General features: G+C 73.4%; 16 protein-coding genes. 7 read left to right on the forward strand and 9 right to left on the reverse strand.

Features of this window, described 5'->3' with window-relative positions:
• Position 1: 1 nt before the first annotated feature.
• A complete protein-coding gene (locus ACFPFQ_RS25845; RefSeq protein ID WP_379623194.1) occupies positions 2–1,540 on the reverse strand; it encodes an MFS transporter in 1,539 nt (512 codons plus the stop codon).
• Positions 1,541–1,658: 118 nt separating this feature from the next.
• Between ACFPFQ_RS25845 and ACFPFQ_RS25850 the strand changes: the two genes are divergently transcribed.
• On the forward strand, positions 1,659–2,201 hold the full coding sequence (locus tag ACFPFQ_RS25850; RefSeq protein WP_379623196.1) for a TetR family transcriptional regulator: 543 nt from the start codon (positions 1,659–1,661) through the stop codon (positions 2,199–2,201).
• 6 nt (positions 2,202–2,207) lie between these two features.
• Here ACFPFQ_RS25850 and ACFPFQ_RS25855 read toward each other — a convergent pair whose 3' ends face one another.
• The 7 genes from ACFPFQ_RS25855 to ACFPFQ_RS25885 form a co-directional block, all read right to left on the reverse strand.
• The gene (locus ACFPFQ_RS25855) at positions 2,208–3,083 is read right to left on the reverse strand and encodes an aminoglycoside phosphotransferase family protein (protein WP_379623198.1); all 876 of its coding nucleotides are present in this window, start codon (positions 3,081–3,083) and stop codon (positions 2,208–2,210) included.
• Positions 3,084–3,166: 83 nt separating this feature from the next.
• Positions 3,167–3,478, reverse strand: coding sequence for a hypothetical protein (locus ACFPFQ_RS25860; RefSeq protein WP_379623200.1), 312 nt, complete (start codon positions 3,476–3,478; stop codon positions 3,167–3,169).
• 196 nt (positions 3,479–3,674) lie between these two features.
• Positions 3,675–5,063: a metallopeptidase TldD-related protein gene (locus ACFPFQ_RS25865; protein ID WP_379623202.1), complete on the reverse strand. Its 1,389-nt coding sequence runs from the start codon at positions 5,061–5,063 to the stop codon at positions 3,675–3,677.
• Positions 5,060–6,571 carry a TldD/PmbA family protein gene (locus ACFPFQ_RS25870; RefSeq protein WP_379623204.1) on the reverse strand — a complete coding sequence of 504 codons (1,512 nt, stop codon included), beginning with the start codon at positions 6,569–6,571 and terminating at the stop codon, positions 5,060–5,062. The genes ACFPFQ_RS25865 and ACFPFQ_RS25870 overlap by 4 nt, the downstream gene beginning before the upstream one ends.
• Positions 6,572–6,607: 36 nt before the next feature.
• Positions 6,608–6,967, reverse strand: a complete 360-nt coding sequence (locus ACFPFQ_RS25875) for a hypothetical protein (RefSeq protein ID WP_379623206.1) — start codon at positions 6,965–6,967, stop codon at positions 6,608–6,610.
• Positions 6,960–7,751, reverse strand: coding sequence for a hypothetical protein (locus tag ACFPFQ_RS25880; protein WP_379623208.1), 792 nt, complete (start codon positions 7,749–7,751; stop codon positions 6,960–6,962). Before ACFPFQ_RS25880 ends, ACFPFQ_RS25875 begins: the two co-directional genes overlap by 8 nt.
• Positions 7,752–7,821: 70 nt before the next feature.
• Positions 7,822–9,933, reverse strand: coding sequence for a DUF2339 domain-containing protein (locus ACFPFQ_RS25885; protein WP_379623210.1), 2,112 nt, complete (start codon positions 9,931–9,933; stop codon positions 7,822–7,824).
• Between the two features lie 166 nt (positions 9,934–10,099).
• Here ACFPFQ_RS25885 and ACFPFQ_RS25890 point away from each other — a divergent pair, with 166 nt between their 5' ends.
• From ACFPFQ_RS25890 to ACFPFQ_RS25905, 4 genes are all read left to right on the forward strand, one after another.
• Entirely contained in the window at positions 10,100–10,960 is an 861-nt protein-coding gene (locus ACFPFQ_RS25890) for a glycosyltransferase family 2 protein (RefSeq protein ID WP_379623212.1), read from the forward strand.
• A 36-nt stretch (positions 10,961–10,996) separates the two neighbouring features.
• Positions 10,997–12,049: a glycosyltransferase family 2 protein gene (locus ACFPFQ_RS25895; protein WP_379623214.1), complete on the forward strand. Its 1,053-nt coding sequence runs from the start codon at positions 10,997–10,999 to the stop codon at positions 12,047–12,049.
• Positions 12,042–12,785, forward strand: coding sequence for a tRNA (guanosine(46)-N7)-methyltransferase TrmB (gene trmB / locus ACFPFQ_RS25900; protein ID WP_379623216.1), 744 nt, complete (start codon positions 12,042–12,044; stop codon positions 12,783–12,785). Before ACFPFQ_RS25895 ends, trmB begins: the two co-directional genes overlap by 8 nt.
• A gap of 199 nt (positions 12,786–12,984) precedes the next feature.
• Complete coding sequence (locus tag ACFPFQ_RS25905; protein ID WP_379623295.1) at positions 12,985–14,127, forward strand: nitric oxide synthase oxygenase; 1,143 nt, start codon at positions 12,985–12,987, stop codon at positions 14,125–14,127.
• A 6-nt stretch (positions 14,128–14,133) separates the two neighbouring features.
• Here the strand turns inward: ACFPFQ_RS25905 and paaI are convergent, their stop codons facing one another.
• Positions 14,134–14,517, reverse strand: coding sequence for a hydroxyphenylacetyl-CoA thioesterase PaaI (gene paaI / locus ACFPFQ_RS25910; RefSeq protein WP_379623297.1), 384 nt, complete (start codon positions 14,515–14,517; stop codon positions 14,134–14,136).
• A 150-nt stretch (positions 14,518–14,667) separates the two neighbouring features.
• On the opposite strand from paaI, the gene ACFPFQ_RS25915 reads away from it, so the two are divergent.
• Positions 14,668–15,288, forward strand: a complete 621-nt coding sequence (locus tag ACFPFQ_RS25915) for an NYN domain-containing protein (protein ID WP_379623218.1) — start codon at positions 14,668–14,670, stop codon at positions 15,286–15,288.
• The gene (locus tag ACFPFQ_RS25920; protein WP_379623221.1) at positions 15,285–16,595 is read left to right on the forward strand and encodes an amidohydrolase family protein; all 1,311 of its coding nucleotides are present in this window, start codon (positions 15,285–15,287) and stop codon (positions 16,593–16,595) included. Before ACFPFQ_RS25915 ends, ACFPFQ_RS25920 begins: the two co-directional genes overlap by 4 nt.
• Positions 16,596–16,641 lie beyond the last annotated feature (46 nt).

Here is a 16,641-nt window from a genome sequence, read left to right on the forward strand (position 1 = left end):
CTCAGCGTCGGGGGCGCAGGCCGAGCACCACCACCACCGCGATGGTGACGAGCACCAGCGCACCGACCACGGACGTGGCGTCCAGCGCGACGCCGAACGCGTCGCGGGCCGTCGCCAGCACGTAGCGCGACTCCAGCGCCGGCATCTGCCCGGCGACCGCGACCGCACCGCCGAGCGTCTCGTTGGCCGCATCCGCGTAGGCCGTGCCGACCGAGCTCGACACGTCCATCGTGCCCCGGTACACCGCGCCGAGGACGCTGCCGAGCACCGCGGTACCCAGCACCGCGCCGATCTCGTACGCCGTCTCCGACACCGCGGCTGCCGACCCCGCCCGATCTGCCGGAGCGGCGGCGAGGATGGCGTCGTTGGTGATCGTCTCGGAGAGACCGATCCCGCCACCCACCAGCACGGCGGCGATGCCCAGCCGCACGACGGCGAGGTCCCCGCCCAGCGCGAAGCAGAGCAGGTAGCCGCTCGCGGCCAGCAGCAACCCGCCCGGCACGAGTACCCGGAGCGGGAAGTGGCGCGCCAGCCGCGCCGCGACGAGCCCGGCCAGCATCGTCGTCACGAAGCCGGGAACGAGCACCAGCCCTGCGTCGAACGGGCCGAGCCCGACCACCAGCATCAGGTACTGGGCGGCGAAGAACAGCAGGCCGGTGAGCGCGAACATGGTGCCGGCGTTGGCCAGCGCCGACAGGCGCAGCACCGGTGAGGCGAACAGCGTCACGTCGAGCAGCGGTTGCTCGCCCGCCGCCAGCCGGGCACTGGCCCGGCGCACGAACAGCACGCCGGACCCCGCACCGACCAGCAGCGCCAGCACGGCCGTCGCGGTGATGCCGTCGTGGCCGATCAGCTTGATCGCCAGCACGGTCGGGACCATCGCCAGCAGCGACAGCGCCACGCCTGCCAGGTCGAGCCGTCCCGGCTGGGCCATCCGCGACTCGGGCAGCACGGGCCGCGCCACCACCAGCAGGACGATCATTGCCGGCACGTTGACGAGAAAGACGGCACCCCAGCTGAAGTGCTCCAACAGCAGGCCGCCGAGGATCGGCCCGAGCGCGGCGCCCGCGGCGAACCCGGTGGCCCAGATCGCGACGGCCAGCCGGCGCTGCGCGGCGTCCCGGAAGAGGGTGCGCAGCAGGGCCAGCGTGGCCGGCATCAGCATCGCGCCGAAGAACCCGAGCAGGGCGCGAGCGGCGATCAGCTGCGTGGGGTCGGTCGCGAAGGCCGCGCCGAGCGACACGGCCCCGAACCCGGCGACGCCGATGAGCAGCGTTCGACGCCGGCCGATGCGGTCGCCGAGCGTGCCCATCGTGACCAGCAGTCCGGCGAGCACCAGCGGGTAGACGTCGACGATCCAGAGCAGCTGCGTCCCCGACGGCGCGAGGGCAGCGCTGATCGCCGGCAGCGCGAAGCCGAGCACCGTGGTGTCGGTGGCGGCGAGCAGTGTCGGCAGGAACAGGACGGCGAGCCCGATCCACTCGCGGCGCCCCGCGCGCGGCGGAACGAGTGGCCGTCTGGCCGGGGTGGTGACAGTCATGACTTCCTCATCAGCAGATATATACCGTCTAGACGGTACAGTATCGATCGAAATTCCCTGTCCTGGATTTGACGTGGCGAAGCCCACCCGACCCCGCGCCGGCGCCTAGACTCCCCCGATGGGAAGCGCTCGGGACCGCGTGCTGGACGCCTACGAGACGCTCCTCATCGACCACGGTCCGGCGGCAGCCACGCTCGACGCGGTGGCCGCTGCGGCCAAGGTCTCCAAGGGCGGGCTGCTCTACCACTTCGCCTCGAAGGACGCGCTCGCCGGCGGGCTGCGCGATCGGCTGCGGGAGCGCAGTGCCGCCGATGCCGACGCCATCCGTGCAGCACCGGACGGGCCGGTCGCCTACTACCTGCGCACGTCGGCGCCGGGCGGCAACGTGCCCGGCGGCATCACGCGCACCTACCTCGCGGTGCTGCGCCTGGCCGACAGCACCACAACCGGCCAGGCCGTGCGCGACGCGCTCGCCGTCGTCGACGCCGACGCGTACGCCGCGCTGAGCTCGGAACTGGGCGACCCGGTGCTCGCCTGGATCGCCCAGCTCATCGGGGACGGGCTGTACCTGCGCACGCTCACCGGCACACCGCTGCCGTCCGGGCTCGGGGTGGAGGAGCTGCTGGAGCGGTTGCGCAGCTACCTCCCCGACAACCCGTAGGTCGGGTCAGGGCGCGATCAGCGGGACCGCCGCGCGGAACCGGGGCTGCTCGACGCACTCCTGCACCAGCCGGGCGAACAGCCACAGCCGGACGCGCTCGCGATCCAGGCCGGCGAGCTCGGCCATCCGGTAGGCCCTGGCCACCGGGTCGGCGAGCACGTCGTCGTTGAGGACGTGCTGCAACACGTCGTAGCAGGGGTCCCCGACGTGCGGCTTCGGGTCGATCAGCAGCCACGGCTCGCGCTCGGCCGCCAGCACGTTGCCGACGTGCAGGTCGGTGACCAGCACCAGCTGCGGGCAGGACTCGCGCGGCAGGCCGCGGTAGAGCTCCATGCCCGCCTTCGCGAGCCCGGGGTCGAGCGCGTCGGGCTCGTCGGCGTAGCGCTCGTCGAACTCGTCGGCCCACGCATCACACATCTGCACGAGCGAGCGGAACGGCAGGTCCGGCGTCGGCTCCGCCCAGAGCTGCGTCAGCAGCCGCGCCACCACCCGGTCCCGGGTGTCCTGGTCGCGGTGGACCTCGCCGAGGGTCGGGCCGGGGCACCGCTCCAGCAGCGAAGCGATGGTCGTGTCGTCGACGTGCTCGTCGAACACCTCGATGGCGCCGCGGCCGCCCCAGAACCGCAGCCCGGCCGCCTCGTGCTCGGAATCGGGGTGGCGCCACCCCGCCTTGAGCACCACGTCCCGCCCGTCGGCGGTGCGTGCCGGCGCCACCCACGACACCTCGCCACCCGGTTGGTAGGGCGCCTCCAGCGTCAGCGACCAGCGCTCGGCCAGCGCGGGGACGATCTCCGGGAGGCGGGCGAACCACTCCCGGCGCCGCTGCGGCCCGCTCTCGGCGACGGACTCGGCAAGGCGGGACGGCATCGGAAGGGCAGGCACCCCGATCATCCTGCCGAAGCCGCCAACCGGTTTCCGTCGAGAAGGTACCTACGGTGATCCACAGGGCCTGTGGATCACCGCAACTACGTTCTCGACGGGGTTGCGTAGCCGCCTGCCGACCGGGCGATCTCCGGCATCGGCACCGGGAGGCGGTGCACGGTGATGTTCCAGAAGCGGCTCTCCGGGTCGCCCGCCCGCCAGGCGTTGGCGAAGCGGGTGGCGGCCTCCTCGTTCGTGCGGCGACGCGGCCGCGGACGCATCCCGCAGCGCTCCCGCACCTCACGATCGAGCGCCCGCCAGGCGTCGTCGGCCGTGGTGTGGACGCTCACCGTGGGCGGGCCGCCCTGGACGTCGCCGACCAGCAGGGTGTAGGCGCTGACCACCTCGTAGGACACGGTCGGCCCCTCTCGACTCACCACCAACTGACGTCGATTCAACGGCACGCCGGGGCCGCCGATGCGCATCGGCGCGCCGGGATGCGGTGGGCGGCTGTGGTACCGGCGATCGCCGAGCGGTCTGTGGATCTCCAGCTCAGCGACCCGAACCTCAGCGACCCGAACCTCAGCGACCCAGCCCTGAGCGAGCCAACCCTCAGCGGCCCAGTGACACCGAGGACATGTTGAACTCGGGCACCCGCACCGGCGGCATCGCCGCCCGGGTGAACCAGTCCTTCCACTCCCGCGGCAGCGTGCGCTCGGTGGCCCCCACCTCGGTGGCGCGGCGCAGCACGTCGAGCGGCGAGTAGTTGAAGCGGAAGTTGTGGTCGACCTCCGCCACCACCTCACCGCCCTCCACGAGGTAGACGCCGTCGCGGGTCAGCCCGGTGAGCAGCAGCGTGGCGGGGTCCACCGGACGGATGTACCAGAGGCACGTCAGCAGCAGCCCGCGCTCGGTGCTCGCGACGAGCTCGGCGATCGAGGCGTCCGATCCGCCCGTGAGCAGCAGGTTGTCACCGGCAGGTGTGAACTCCGTGCCGAACTTCGCCGCCTCGGCGCGCGAGTAGGCCAGCTCGGCGACGGACCCGTCGCGGACCCACTCGACGCGCCGGGTGGCCAGCCCGTTGTCGAAGACGCTGATGCCCTCGCCGGAACGGTCGGCCGTGAGGAAGGGCTCGTACTCCAGCCCGGCGGCCTGCGGATCGCACGCGAGCGTCAGCGGCAACGTGGTGAGCCGCTCACCGACCCGCGGCCCGTCCGGCCCCGACAGGGCACTACGGCCCTCCTGGGCGGAGCGCCCCTCCATCGACCAGGCCAGGTAGATCATCAGATCCGAGACGGCCGACGGCGGCAGGAGCGTCTCGTAGCGTCCGGCGGGCAACGGGACCCGTCGCTTGCCCCAGTCCAGCCGGCGCGCGGCCTCGCCCGCCAGCGCGACCACGTCGACGTCGGCGAAGTCGGCCGTGGACGTGCCGGCCCACGCCGAGCTCGCCAGATCCTGCGTCTTGGCGTTGAGCTCCACCGACCCGGTGGGCTGCACCCAGCGCCTGCGCACCCCCGCCGACGTGCCCAGCCAGGTGGTGGTGAGCTCGTGGCTCGCGAAGCCGTACTGGCGCTGCGGACCGGCCAGCACCTCGGCCAGCCCGGTGGCGAACTCGCCGAACACGCCGATGGACGTCTCGGCGGCGGGCTGATCCCATCCGGTGTCACCCCCGGTGGCAGGCACCAGCGGCGTCGCGTCCTCGGCAGGACCGGCTGCGTGCGCCGCCGCCTCGGCAGCAGCGACGAGATCGGCCAGCTGCGCCGGGTCGGTGACGGTGGCGCTGGAGGAGACGACCCCGGCTGCGGTGCCGCCGTCGACGGCGACCAGCGCGACGACCGTGACCCGCCATGACGTGGTGTGCCCGTTGGTGGTCATCGTGGAGTTGGCCCAGCGCAGCACGGCCTCGCTCGTCTCGCGCACGAGCACGACGCAGCCGTGCAGCCGCGCGGCGGCGGTGAGCGTCCGCTCCACGATCTCCTGCGGCGCCAGCACAGCGGTCACGAGCCCTCCTCCTGCGTGTTGAGCACGTTGACCCCGCGGAACCGCGCGGCCGGGCAGCCGTGGCTGACGGCCGCCACCTGCCCCGGTTGGGCCTTGCCGCAGTTCATCGCGCCGTGCAGCGCCCAGGTGGACGGGCCGCCGACGGCGTCCATCGAACCCCAGAAGTCGGTGGTGGTGGCCTGGTAGGCGACGTCGCGCAGCTGCCCCGACAGCCTGCCGTCCTCGATCGCGTAGAACCGCTGACCGGTGAACTGGAAGTTGTAGCGCTGCATGTCGATCGACCAGGACTTGTCACCGACGACGTAGATGCCACGGTCGATCCCCGCGACGAGCTCGTCGACGCTCGTGTCGTGCTCGGGGTCGGGCCGCAGCGAGACGTTGGCCATCCGCTGGATCGGCACGTGGTGCGGCGAGTCGGCGAACGCGCACCCGTTGCTGCGCTCCAGGCCCAGCCGCGGGGCGAACGTGCGGTCGAGCTGGTAGCCGACCAGCACGCCGTCGCGGACCAGGTCCCACTCCGAGGTGGCGACACCGTCGTCGTCGAAGCCGACCGTCGCGAGCCCGTGCTCCACCGTGCGGTCGCCGGTGACGTGCATGTGGCCGGAGCCGTAGCGCAGCGTGCCGAGCTTGTCGGGGGTGGCGAAGCTCGTGCCGGCGTAGGCGGCCTCGTAGCCGATGGCGCGGTCGTACTCGGTGGCGTGCCCGACCGACTCGTGGATGGTGAGCCACAGGTTCGACGGATCGATCACCAGGTCGTAGGCGCCCGCGACCACGCTGGGGGCCTTGGTCTTCTCGGCGAGCAGCTCCGGGAGCTGCGCGAGCTCGGCGTCCCAGTCCCAGCCGGTGCCCGTGACGTACTCCCAGCCGCGCCCGACGGGCGGAGCGAGCGTGCGCATCGTCTCGAAGGCGCCTGCGGCCCGGTCCACCGCCGTGGCGGTGACCGTCGGTGCGATGCGCACGCGCTGCTGGATCGTGGAGGTGCCGGTGAGGTCGGCGTAGAACTTGTTCTCGCGGACCTGCTCGACGTGGGCCTGCACGTGGTTGACGCCGTCGGCGGCGAGCAGCCGCTGCGACCACTCACCCAGCAGCTCCACCTTGTCGCGGGTCGGCACCGCGAACGGGTCGATGTCGTAGGCCGACACCCACACCGCGTCGGCGTGCACCGGCTCGCCCGCGCGCTCGACGCGCTCGATCGCGACGGGCGCCAGCGTGCGGGCCACCGCGACGGCGCGGGCCGCGGTGGCCGCGGCGCGCTCCGGAGTGAGCTCGACGTGAGAGGCGAATCCCCACACCCCGTCGACGACCACCCGCACCGCGAGCCCGAGCTCGGTGGCGTCCTCGACCCCGGTGACGGTGCCGTCGCGCAGGTCGATCGACTGCGACACGATCTGCTCCACCCGCACGTCGGCGTGCTGGGCGCCGAGCTCACGGGCCCGGCCCAGTGCCGCGTCGGCCAGCGCGGCCAGCGGTAGCGCCCGGAACCGGGCGTCGATGCGGTCCAACGACATCCGCCCAACCTACGGCAGGACGCCCGGATGCCGGACCTACCGACCCGCGTCGACACCTCCCCACATCCCGTCGAGTACGGCGTGGCTTCCGCTCGTCGGTGGGGGCGCCAGCTCGCCCACGGCGCCGTCGGGCCCGATGCGCAGCACGTGCTCGGCGAGACCGTCGCCGTCGAGGTCGGTGTGGACGAGCAGATCGATGCCGTCGTCGGTGAGCACGGTGTCGGGACGGCCGTCGGCATCGGTGTCGACCCCACCCGTCACGTCGACACCGCCCGTCATGTCGACACCGCCCGTCATGTCGACGGAGCCGATCATCGCCAGGTCGTCGGTCTCGGGGACGAGACCCGGACGGCGGATCCCGGGATCGGGCGGCCGGAGATCCGGGAGCTCAGCCACCGGCCACCTCCAGCGAGCGATCGGGGGCCAGCGCCTGCAGTTCCGCGTCGACGACACCCCTGCGGTGCAGCACCGCGGCATCGAGCTCGGCACCGACCACGCGGTCGAGCTCGAGCAGCCTGCGGCCGAGGTCGGTGTCGATCGTGATGCGCGCGGCACCGATCATCTCCTCGATGCAGCGCCGCAGCGCGGCCCGGCGCAGCCCGGTGCGCCCGGAGCGGACGGCCAGCACGATCGCCAGCAGCCCCAGGCCCACCGCGAGCGGGGCGAAACGGGGCCCACCCAGTGCCGGGAGGCCGAGCAGCGGCAGCACGGCCAGCGGCAGCAGCGCGAGCCGCCACACGGCGACCCCTTCCGCAGCCCCGGCGAGCAGGGAACGCCCGCGCCGGATCGGCTCCGGTCGCCCCGTGGACACGGCGGACCGGGGCGGCGGCAGCACCGGCCAGCCCGGCTCCACCGCGATGCCACGGCGGGTGGCGATGCGCCGCAACGCCGGTGCCAGATCCGCTGCCCAGCCGGCGTGCACCGCGGCGACCACCGCCCCCAGCGCGGCACCGACCTGGCCCGGAAGCTGCTCACCGCCGGCCCGATCGCTGTCGTCGATCCGGGAGCGCGCCGCACGGCCGACCGCGGCCAGCGCCGCGGCTGCGGCCTCCGCGGCGCCGATCCGGCTCAGCGCCAGCTCGCCCCGCAGCTCGACGCGCTGTGAGCCGTCGAGCAGCGCGCGCTCGGCACGCAGCTCGGCCCGGCGGGCGCGTACGGCGTCGGCATACCGATCGGGCATGGCGCCACGGTCGCAGCCGCGCCGCCGCCGCGGGCCCGAACGGGGAAAATCGTGTGCGATCGCGAACGCCTCACGGCGTCGGGTGGGTGCCGGGAGTGTTCACCTGGTCGGGCTCGTGCTCCGGTCGGCCGCGCTGTTCCGCCTCCGCGACGAGCCGGGCGTAACGCGTACCCGCAGCGAGCAGGACGAGCCCGGCGCCGAGGAAGGCGCCGACCCTGGCCAGCCCGTCGAGCGCGGTGAGGTCGAACAGCACGAGCTTCGCGACGGCCGCCGCCACCAGCACCAGTCCCGCGATGCGCAGGGCCGGGCGGCTGATCCCGCGGGCCAGCAGCACGAGCGCGGCGACCGTCCACGACACCGTGACGATGGCGTGGCCCACGGTGAACCCGGTGCGGTCGGGCGCGATGAGCAGCGCGATCGCGACCACCAGCACCGCGGCTCCGTAGAGCCCCACCAGCCCGATGGACGCCCAGACCGGGGCGGTCTGCGAGTTCGGCCGGATCCAGCCCAGCTGACCGCCGGCCGCGAGCAGCGCTACGGCGAGCGCGATCACCAGCAGCGCGATGACCAGCGCCGTGACCAGTGCTGCCGGCACCACGACGCCGCCGTCGAGGTAGGGGCGGGCGGGGAACAGGACGAGCGCGGCCAGCGGAGCGTCCCTGCCGAGCGCGGCCAGCACCCCGATCGCGCCCAGCACCAGCCCGACGACCATCGCGAAGCGGCTGCGCAGCGCGGCCGCCAGCACCGCGGCGGCGAGCGCCTCACCAAGGATGATGATCGTGACGGTCGCGCCGTCGAACGCGATCACGGTGGCCACCAGCAGCGCCACCACGGCCGCGCCGACCGCGGCCCCCCGGATCGCCCGGTCGATCCCGGGCACGGCGGCGAAGGCCCCCAGCGCCACGGCGGCCACCGCGGCGAGCACGCCGCCGCCCAGCCCGCTCAGCGCGGCGCCGGTGACGACCGTGGGCAGCGCCGCGGCACCCACGAGCACCGCGACCGGCGCCACCGCGACCTTGCGTGCGACCAGCACGGCCGTGGCCAGTGCGACGGCGAGGGTGAGGAGCACCAGCACGATCGCCTGCGGCTGGTGACCGGGTCCCTGCTCCACCTCGTTGGCACCGACGGCCATGCCGTAGAGGACGGGTCCGGCCGCCGCCACGAGCATGAGCACCGGCCATCGCCTGCGCAGCACGACCGCGACGGCGGCGGCCTGCAGCACCAGCACCAGCGCGAGCAGCAGCCAGTCCACGGTCAGTACCGGAGCGAGCAGCGCGGCACCGGCGGTGGCTCCTGCGGCCAGCAGCTGCGAGCGCCAGCGGTCGGCGAGGCCGAGCGCGGCCGCGGCAACGACGAGGTCGAGCACCAGTGCGGGGACGGGGTCGAGGTAGCCGTAGACGGCAGCGGCCGCCGCCACCACGAGGTAGAGCGTGGCGAAGCCGGTCGCGACGAGCGCGAGCGCACCCGCCCTGGCCGTCTCCTTGCGGTGCAGCCACATCCCGAGCCCGATCAGAGCGGCGCCCAGCACGGCACCGGCGACGAGCCGCGCCTCCGGGGTGAACCAGCCGCGTGAGGCCGCGAGCACCATCAGCAGCACGACGCCCAGCAGCGTGACGGCCCCGCCGGTCCAGGCGAGCAGCCGAGCGCCCGACATCGCCGACGACCGACGCGGGGCCGGGGGCTGCTGCGGCCCCGGAACCCGGAACCCGGGCAGGGGCGGGGGCGGGGGCGGGGGCCAGCCGGGCATCGGAGCGGGGGGCCCGGCGACGGGCGGCGCGGGCCACCACGGCCCCGGTGCCCCGGGTGCGCCCTGCGGATAGCCGGGCGCGTAGGTGGCGGGCGGGTAGGCGGCGGGGGCAGAGCCGAGCCCGGCCGGGTGCACCGGATGGGCGATCGGTGCGGCCGGTGCGGCCGGTTGCTGCGACGCGGCGGAAACCGCTCCCACCTGCGGCGCAGCCGGCGCTGCCGGCTCCGGCCCCGATCCCGCGACGCGCCCGGCCGAATCCTGATCGAGATCTGATGCAACCTTCGCACCCGCCCGGACGTCTACCGGTTGTGACCATGGACCTGCCTCGCGGAGAGCGCGCAACTCCGCGCCCATCCCGTCGAGGCGTCGGCCCATCCGTCCCAGCTCATCGGCGAGTGCCACGAAGGGGTCGGGGGATCCGGTCGGTGTACCCATGCAGCAGAGGATGGGCGTCGCGCCTCCTCAGCGCGTGCGTACGAGTACCCGGCCCCGGTCACGGTCCGATCACATTCCCCTCTTCCGGGGCGTGCGAGCTAGTTCACCCGCAACCCGTGAGGGACAGCGTCGTTGTCCTGATTGAGCGGACCTGTCTGGAGGTTGTGTGAGCGCCGTTTCACCCGCCCGTCCGGCCGTCCCCGCGGTGTCGGCGCACTACGCGTCGAACCACGAGACGGCTCGGCGCGTGCTGCCCCGACCCCGCCCGCGCGCGACACCGAGCCGCTCGGCGTACCCGGCCGTCACCGTGATCGTGCCCACCCGCAACGAGGCGAAGAACCTCGAGATCGTGCTCCCGGCGATCGCCGCGGTGAAGCCCGGCGTCCACGAGATCATCGTGGTCGACGGCAACTCCCACGACGACTCCATCGGCGTGGCTCGCAGGGTGCTGCCCTCGGTCCGCACCATCACCCAGACCCGCAAGGGCAAGGGCAACGCGATGGCCTGCGGTTTTGCCGCAGCCACCGGCGACATCATCGTGATGTTCGACGCCGATGGCTCGGCCGACCCCAGCGAGATCCCGGCGTTCGTCGAGGCACTCGTCGCGGGCGCCGACTTCGCCAAGGGCAGCCGGTTCACCCCCGGCGGCGGCAGCGACGACATCACACTGCTGCGCAAGAGCGGCAACGCCGGGCTCAACGGGGTGGCCAACGCCCTGTTCGGCACGTCGTACACCGACCTCTGCTACGGCTACAACGCCTTCTGGGCCGACGTGCTGCCGGTGCTGGACCTGCCCCCGGTCGATGCTCCGAAGCCCGCCGAGGGCATGCTCTGGGGCGACGGCTTCGAAATCGAGACGGTGCTCAACTGCCGGATCGCCGCGGCCGGACTGAAGATCACAGAGGTGCCCTCGATCGAGCGACAGCGGATGTTCGGTGAGACCAACCTCCGCACGTTCGCCGACGGCACCCGCGTCCTGCGTACCCTGCTGGCCGAGCACCGGCGCGCCGACCGCCGCTCCCGCTGACCCCGGGGGCGGCCAGCCCCTCGAGGAGATCTGTTCGTGTCCACCGCTCCTGACGTCACGGCCACGGTCGTGATCTGCGTGTACACCGAGAAGCGGTGGGACGACATCGTCGAGGCGGTCGAATCGGTCGCCGCCCAGAGCGTCACGGCCGACGAGACGCTCGTGGTCGTCGACCACAACGCGGCGCTGCTGTCGCGGGCGCAGGAGGCGTTCGGGCCGCGCGGGGTCCGCGTGCTGCCCAACGCCCACCGCCAGGGCCTGTCCGGAGCGCGCAACACCGCCATCGCCGCCGCGAGCGGGGACGTCGTGGTGTTCCTCGACGACGACGCCGCAGCCCGTCCGGGTTGGCTCGCGGCACTGCTGGAGCCCTACTCCGACCCCACCGTGATGGTCGTCGGTGGGGTGGCGCACCCGCGCTGGCCCGCGAAGCCCACCAAGCGCGGCGCGCGCATCGAGCGACCCCGGGTCCTGCCCGGCGCCGACCCCGCCAACCGGGACGCCACCGGCGAGCTCGACTGGATCGTCGGGTGCACCTACACCGGCCAGCCCACCGAGCAGGCCGAGGTCCGCAACGTCATGGGTTGCAACATGTCGTTCCGCAGCGAGGTCTTCGCGCGGGTCGGCGGCTTCGCCGAGGACATCGGCCGCATCGGCAAGAACCCGCTGGGCTGCGAGGAGACCGAGCTCTGCATCCGCGCCCGGCAGGTCTACGGCCGGGCCGGCGAGAAGATCCGCATCGTGTTCGAGCCGAGGGCCATCGTCGATCACCGGGTCAGTGACGACCGCGTCGAGTGGGCCTACCTGCGCAGGCGCAGCTGGGCGGAGGGACTGTCGAAGGCGGCGGTGTCCAAGCTCGTGGGCCAGGGCGACGCGCTGGCCACCGAGGCCAGCTACGTCGCGAAGATCCTGCCGGCCGCCGTGCTGCGCGAGCTCAAGGAACGGCGTGTCTCCTCGGCCGCCGCCGTCGTCACGGCGCTGGCCTGGACGACCGCGGGCTACGCGCGGGGCAAGCTGCCCGGCGCCACGTCCGGTGTCCGGCTGCCGGCCGCCCAGGCGAGCCAGAACACCTCGCCGAACGCAGGTGGCTGAGCACTCGCCGGTCGGGAACGCCGCAGGGGTCGCCCACCCGCCGATCACCACGTTCGTCCACCAGCGCAACCGGCTGACCGAGGGCCAGCAGGGCGCGTGGGACCGCTGGTGGCCCGAGCACGGGCGCGACATCGCCGATCTCCTCAGCGGCGCGCTGCCCTACGACCCCGCTGCCTGGTTCGGCCGCACGGCACCGCTCGTGCTGGAGATCGGCACCGGGATGGGGGAGACCACCGCCGCGCTCGCGGCCGCGGCACCCGACATCGACCACCTCGGCGCCGAGGTCTTCGAGCCGGGGCTGGCGCAGCTGCTGACGCGTGTGGTCGAGGACGGGCTGACCAACCTCGCGCTGCTGCGCGGCGACGCGGTCGAGCTGCTGCGCACGCGCGTCCCGGAGGGCTCGCTCGACGGCATCCGGATCTACTTCCCCGACCCGTGGCCCAAGCGCAAGCACCGCAAGCGCCGGCTGGTGCAGCCGGCGTTCGTCGCGATGGCCGTCACGCGGCTGCGGCCGGGTGGCACGCTGCACATGGCCACCGACTGGGACGACTACGCCGTGCAGATGCGCTCGGTGGCCGACGGAGAGCCGCTGCTCGAGAACACCTCGGCCGATCCGGAGGGTTGGACGCCGCGGCCGCCGTGGCGCCCTGTGACCAAGTTCGAGCAGCGCGCCCATCTCGAAGGCCGTGACGTGCACGATCTCCTGTATCGAAGAAGTTACCCCAACAGCACCTGACGAACACTAACAGTGACCGTGTAGAAAGCGTGATGGCCCCGTCCGGGGCGTCGGGCTGTGCGGACTGGAGGTTCCTGGTGACCAGAACGACGGGGTCGCCGGGTTGTCCGGCTGTCATGATCCGGCCGAGCGACCCCCAGGAGCGTGCGTGACCTCGCTCGTCGAGCAGCAGTCCGCACCGGATTCCACGCACCAGGCAGTGCCGGCACCGCGCTGTCCTGTCGTGCATGCGCCCGCCGTCATCGGTCCCCTTCCCGTTGACCGCACGGCCGCGCAGGAATTCCTGGAGCAGTTCCACTTCGAGACCACCCCCGCCGAGACGCTCGACGGCCGGTTGCGGCAGGTCAGCGCCGAGATCGACGCCACCGGCAGCTACACGCACACCCCCGACGAGCTGGCCTTCGGGGCCCGCGTCGCCTGGCGCAATGCGGCCCGTTGCATCGGCAGGCTCTACTGGAACAGCCTGCGGATCCGCGACAGCCGATCGATCGTCGCGCCCGCCGACGTCGCCGCCGACTGCGTCGAGCACCTGCGGGAGGCCACCCGCGGCGGCCGCATCCGCTCCACCATCACGATCTTCGCACCGGACCGTCCCGGCCGGCCGGGGCCGCGCATCCACAACGACCAGCTCATCCGCTACGCCGGACACCGCACCGCGAGCGGTGAGGTGCGAGGCGACGGGCGCTACGAGGAGTTCACGGAGCGTGCCGTCGCGCTCGGCTGGCGCCGCCCCGAGCCGCCCGGCCGGTTCGACGTGCTGCCGCTGATGATCTCGGCCCGCCCGGACACCGCGCCGGAGCTGTTCGAGATGCCCGCCACCGAGATCCTCGAGGTGCCGCTGTCGCATCCCGATCTCCCGTGGTTCGCGGAGCTGCGACTGCGCTGGCACGCGGTACCGGCCATCAGCAACATGCCGCTGGAGATCGGTGGTATCACCTACCCGGCGGCCCCGTTCAACGGGTGGTACCTCGGCACCGAGATCGGGGCCCGCAACCTCGTCGACGCCGACCGCTACGACCTGCTCCCCGTCGTCGCCGAGCGGCTCGGTCTCGACACCAGCTCCGAGCGCACGCTCTGGCGCGACCGCGCCATGCTCGAGATGGTGCGCGCGGTGCAGCACTCGTTCGACGAGGCCGGCGTGACCATGGCCGATCACCACTCCGAATCGGAGCGCTTCCTCACCCACATCCAGCGCGAGGAACGGGCCGGGCGCAGCTGCCCGGCCGAGTGGAGCTGGATCGTGCCGCCGGTCTCCGGCGGCCTCACGCCCGTCTACCACCGCTACTACGACGAGCCCGACCCCACCACGCGCCCCGCGTTCCTGGCACCCGAGCCCTCCTGAGCCCCGTCAGGTCGGCTGGGCGAGACCCGGGACCTGGCGGGTACGTCCCCGGAACTCCGCCACCACGACATCGCCGTGGCGGACCGTGACGTCGTAGAGCCCGGAGCGGCCCGTGCGCGCCCGCTCCACCGCCTCCGCCACGAGGTCGGCGCCCAGCGGCACGGGGCGCAGGAACGCGATGTCGGCGCCCGCGGCCACCGCGGAGACGCCGTAGCTGTTGCACGCGTACGCCAGCGCGGCATCGGCGAGCAGGAACAGGTAGCCGCCATGGCAGATGCCGTGGCCGTTGACGTGTCGCTCCTGCACGGTCAGCGCCGTCTGCGCGCTCCCGGGTGCGACGGCCAGCAGCCGGACCCCGGCCTGGCGGCCCGCCTCGTCGGCACGGGTCATCGCGTCGGCGGCGCGGGCGGCGATGGTGGCGGCATCCGTGGCGGTGTCGGCATCGGTCACGGGTCCGACCCTAATGCGCCGTGATCGCGCCACCCCGCCTACCGGATAGGGTCGTGGCATGTTCCCGACCTGCCCGCCGGTGCCGCTGTCGTGACCGAACCGATCGGGCCCGCCCCCCGTGTGCTGCTGGTCTGGGACGCGCCGAACATGGACATGAGCCTCGGCTCGCTGCTCGGGGCGCGGCCGACGTCGGCGTTCCGACCCCGTTTCGACGCCGTCGGTCGCTGGCTGCTCGATCTCGCGGGGCTGGACGCCACGGCCGAGGCCACCGTCTTCACCAACGTCGTTCCCGGCAGCACCGAGGTGGTGCGGCCGTGGGTCGAGGCGCTGCGCAACGTCGGTTTCGCGGTGTTCGCCAAGCCCAAGACCAGCGACGACTCCGATGTCGACGACGACATGCTCGCCCACATCCGGCTGCGCGAGGAGGAGGGCTCCCTCCAGCACGTCGTGGTGGCCTCCGGCGACGGGCGGGCGTTCCGCGAGCCCCTCGAGGAGCTGCAGAAGCAGGGCGTCTACGTCACCGTCATCGGCTTCCGCGAGCACGCGAGCTTCGCGCTGGCCTCCGAGGTGATCGAGTTCATCGATCTCGAGGACATCGACGGCGTCTTCCGCGAGCCGCTGCCGCGCATCACGCTGGACTCGCTGCCCGACACCGGCGCGTGGCTGCCGCCGTTCCGCTCGCTGCGATCGCTGCTGGAACCGCGCCGGTGATCCGGTTCACCGCGCCGGTGATCCTGCCGTGCGACGCTCAGTGCTCCGTGCTGCGCGACGGTGTCGTCGACGTCGACGACAGCGGCCGCATCGCCTGGATCGGCACGCGCGCCGCGGCACCGGAGAGCGACGCCCCGGTGCACGCCGTCGCGGGTGCGCTGCTGCCCGGACTCGTCAACACCCATGCCCACACCCCGATGGCCGTGCTGCGGGGCAAGGGCGGTGACCTGCCGCTGCTGCGCTGGCTGCACGAGGTGATGTGGCCTGCCGAGGGCCAGCTCGACGGCACCGACGTCGGCATCGCCATGACGTCGGGCTGCATCGACCTGCTGCGCACCGGCTGCACCACCAGCGTCGAGATGTACTTCTTCGCCGATGAGGTGATCGACGCCGTCACCGCCGTCGGTTCGCGCGTGGTGCTGACACCCGGCATCATCGCCGGGCCGGGCTGGGAGCGCCTCGGCAGCTGGGAGCACCTGCGCGACGAGATCTCCGAGCGCATCGACCGGGTCGGGCTGCGGTCGGGGCCCGGGGAGCGCATCGAGCTCGGGTACGGGCCACACTCGGCGTACACGCTGCCCCCGCAGGCGCTGGCGTCCGTCGCCGAGCACGCGCGCGAGCGCGGGGCACTGCTGCACACGCACGTGGCCGAGGCGGCCGACGAGGACATCGCGCAGCGCGCCGAGCACGGTTCCGTACCCGTGCTGCTGGAGCGCTACGGGGTGCTGGGCGGTCGGGTGCTCGCCGCGCACGCCGTCCAGCTGTCGGACGCCGACATCGCGCTGCTGGCCTCCCGCGGCGCTGCCGTGGCCCACTGCCCCGGCTCCAACGCCAAGCTCGCTGCCGGTATCGCCCGCGTCTCGGCGTTGCGGCGGGCGGGGGTGCGGGTCGGCCTCGGCACCGACGGGCCGGCGTCCGGCGATGACCTCGACCTGTGGGCCGAAGCCCGGCTCGCCGGGCTGCTCGCCCGCGTCACCAGCGGCGACGCCGCGGCGCTGACGGCGTCGGAGATGCTGCTGATGGCCACCCGCGACGGCGCGGCCGCCATCGGCCGCGACGACATCGGGGTGCTGCAGGCCGGCCGCTGGGCCGACATGGTCCACGTCGATCTGAGCGACGCCGTGTTCGTCGACCCCGCCGACGACGCCCAGCTGCTGTCCAACCTCGTGTGGGCAGGCGGTTCGCGGCTCGTGCGCGACGTGTGGGTGGCAGGCGAGCAGGTGCTGGCCGCCGGTGAGCCGACGCAGGTGGATCGCGCTGTGGCCACCGCCGACATGCGTGCTGTGGCCACCCGCCTGCGTCACTGACCCGTCCAGGAGCAGCAACCGTCAGCGGCAGCGAACCGTGGGGTGG

The sequence above is a fragment of the Pseudonocardia sp. GCM10023141 genome, from assembly GCF_042653605.1.

Excerpts from the sequence above, each read along its gene's own strand:
- ACFPFQ_RS25845 (WP_379623194.1), bottom strand. The coding sequence starts at position 1,540 with ATGACTGTCACCACCCCGGCCAGACGGCCACTCGTTCCGCCGCGCGCG.
- ACFPFQ_RS25850 (WP_379623196.1), top strand. The coding sequence starts at position 1,659 with ATGGGAAGCGCTCGGGACCGCGTGCTGGACGCCTACGAGACGCTCCTC.
- ACFPFQ_RS25870 (WP_379623204.1), bottom strand. The coding sequence starts at position 6,571 with ATGTCGTTGGACCGCATCGACGCCCGGTTCCGGGCGCTACCGCTGGCC.
- ACFPFQ_RS25880 (WP_379623208.1), bottom strand. The coding sequence starts at position 7,751 with ATGCCCGATCGGTATGCCGACGCCGTACGCGCCCGCCGGGCCGAGCTG.
- ACFPFQ_RS25885 (WP_379623210.1), bottom strand. The coding sequence starts at position 9,933 with ATGGGTACACCGACCGGATCCCCCGACCCCTTCGTGGCACTCGCCGAT.
- paaI (WP_379623297.1), bottom strand. The coding sequence starts at position 14,517 with ATGACCCGTGCCGACGAGGCGGGCCGCCAGGCCGGGGTCCGGCTGCTG.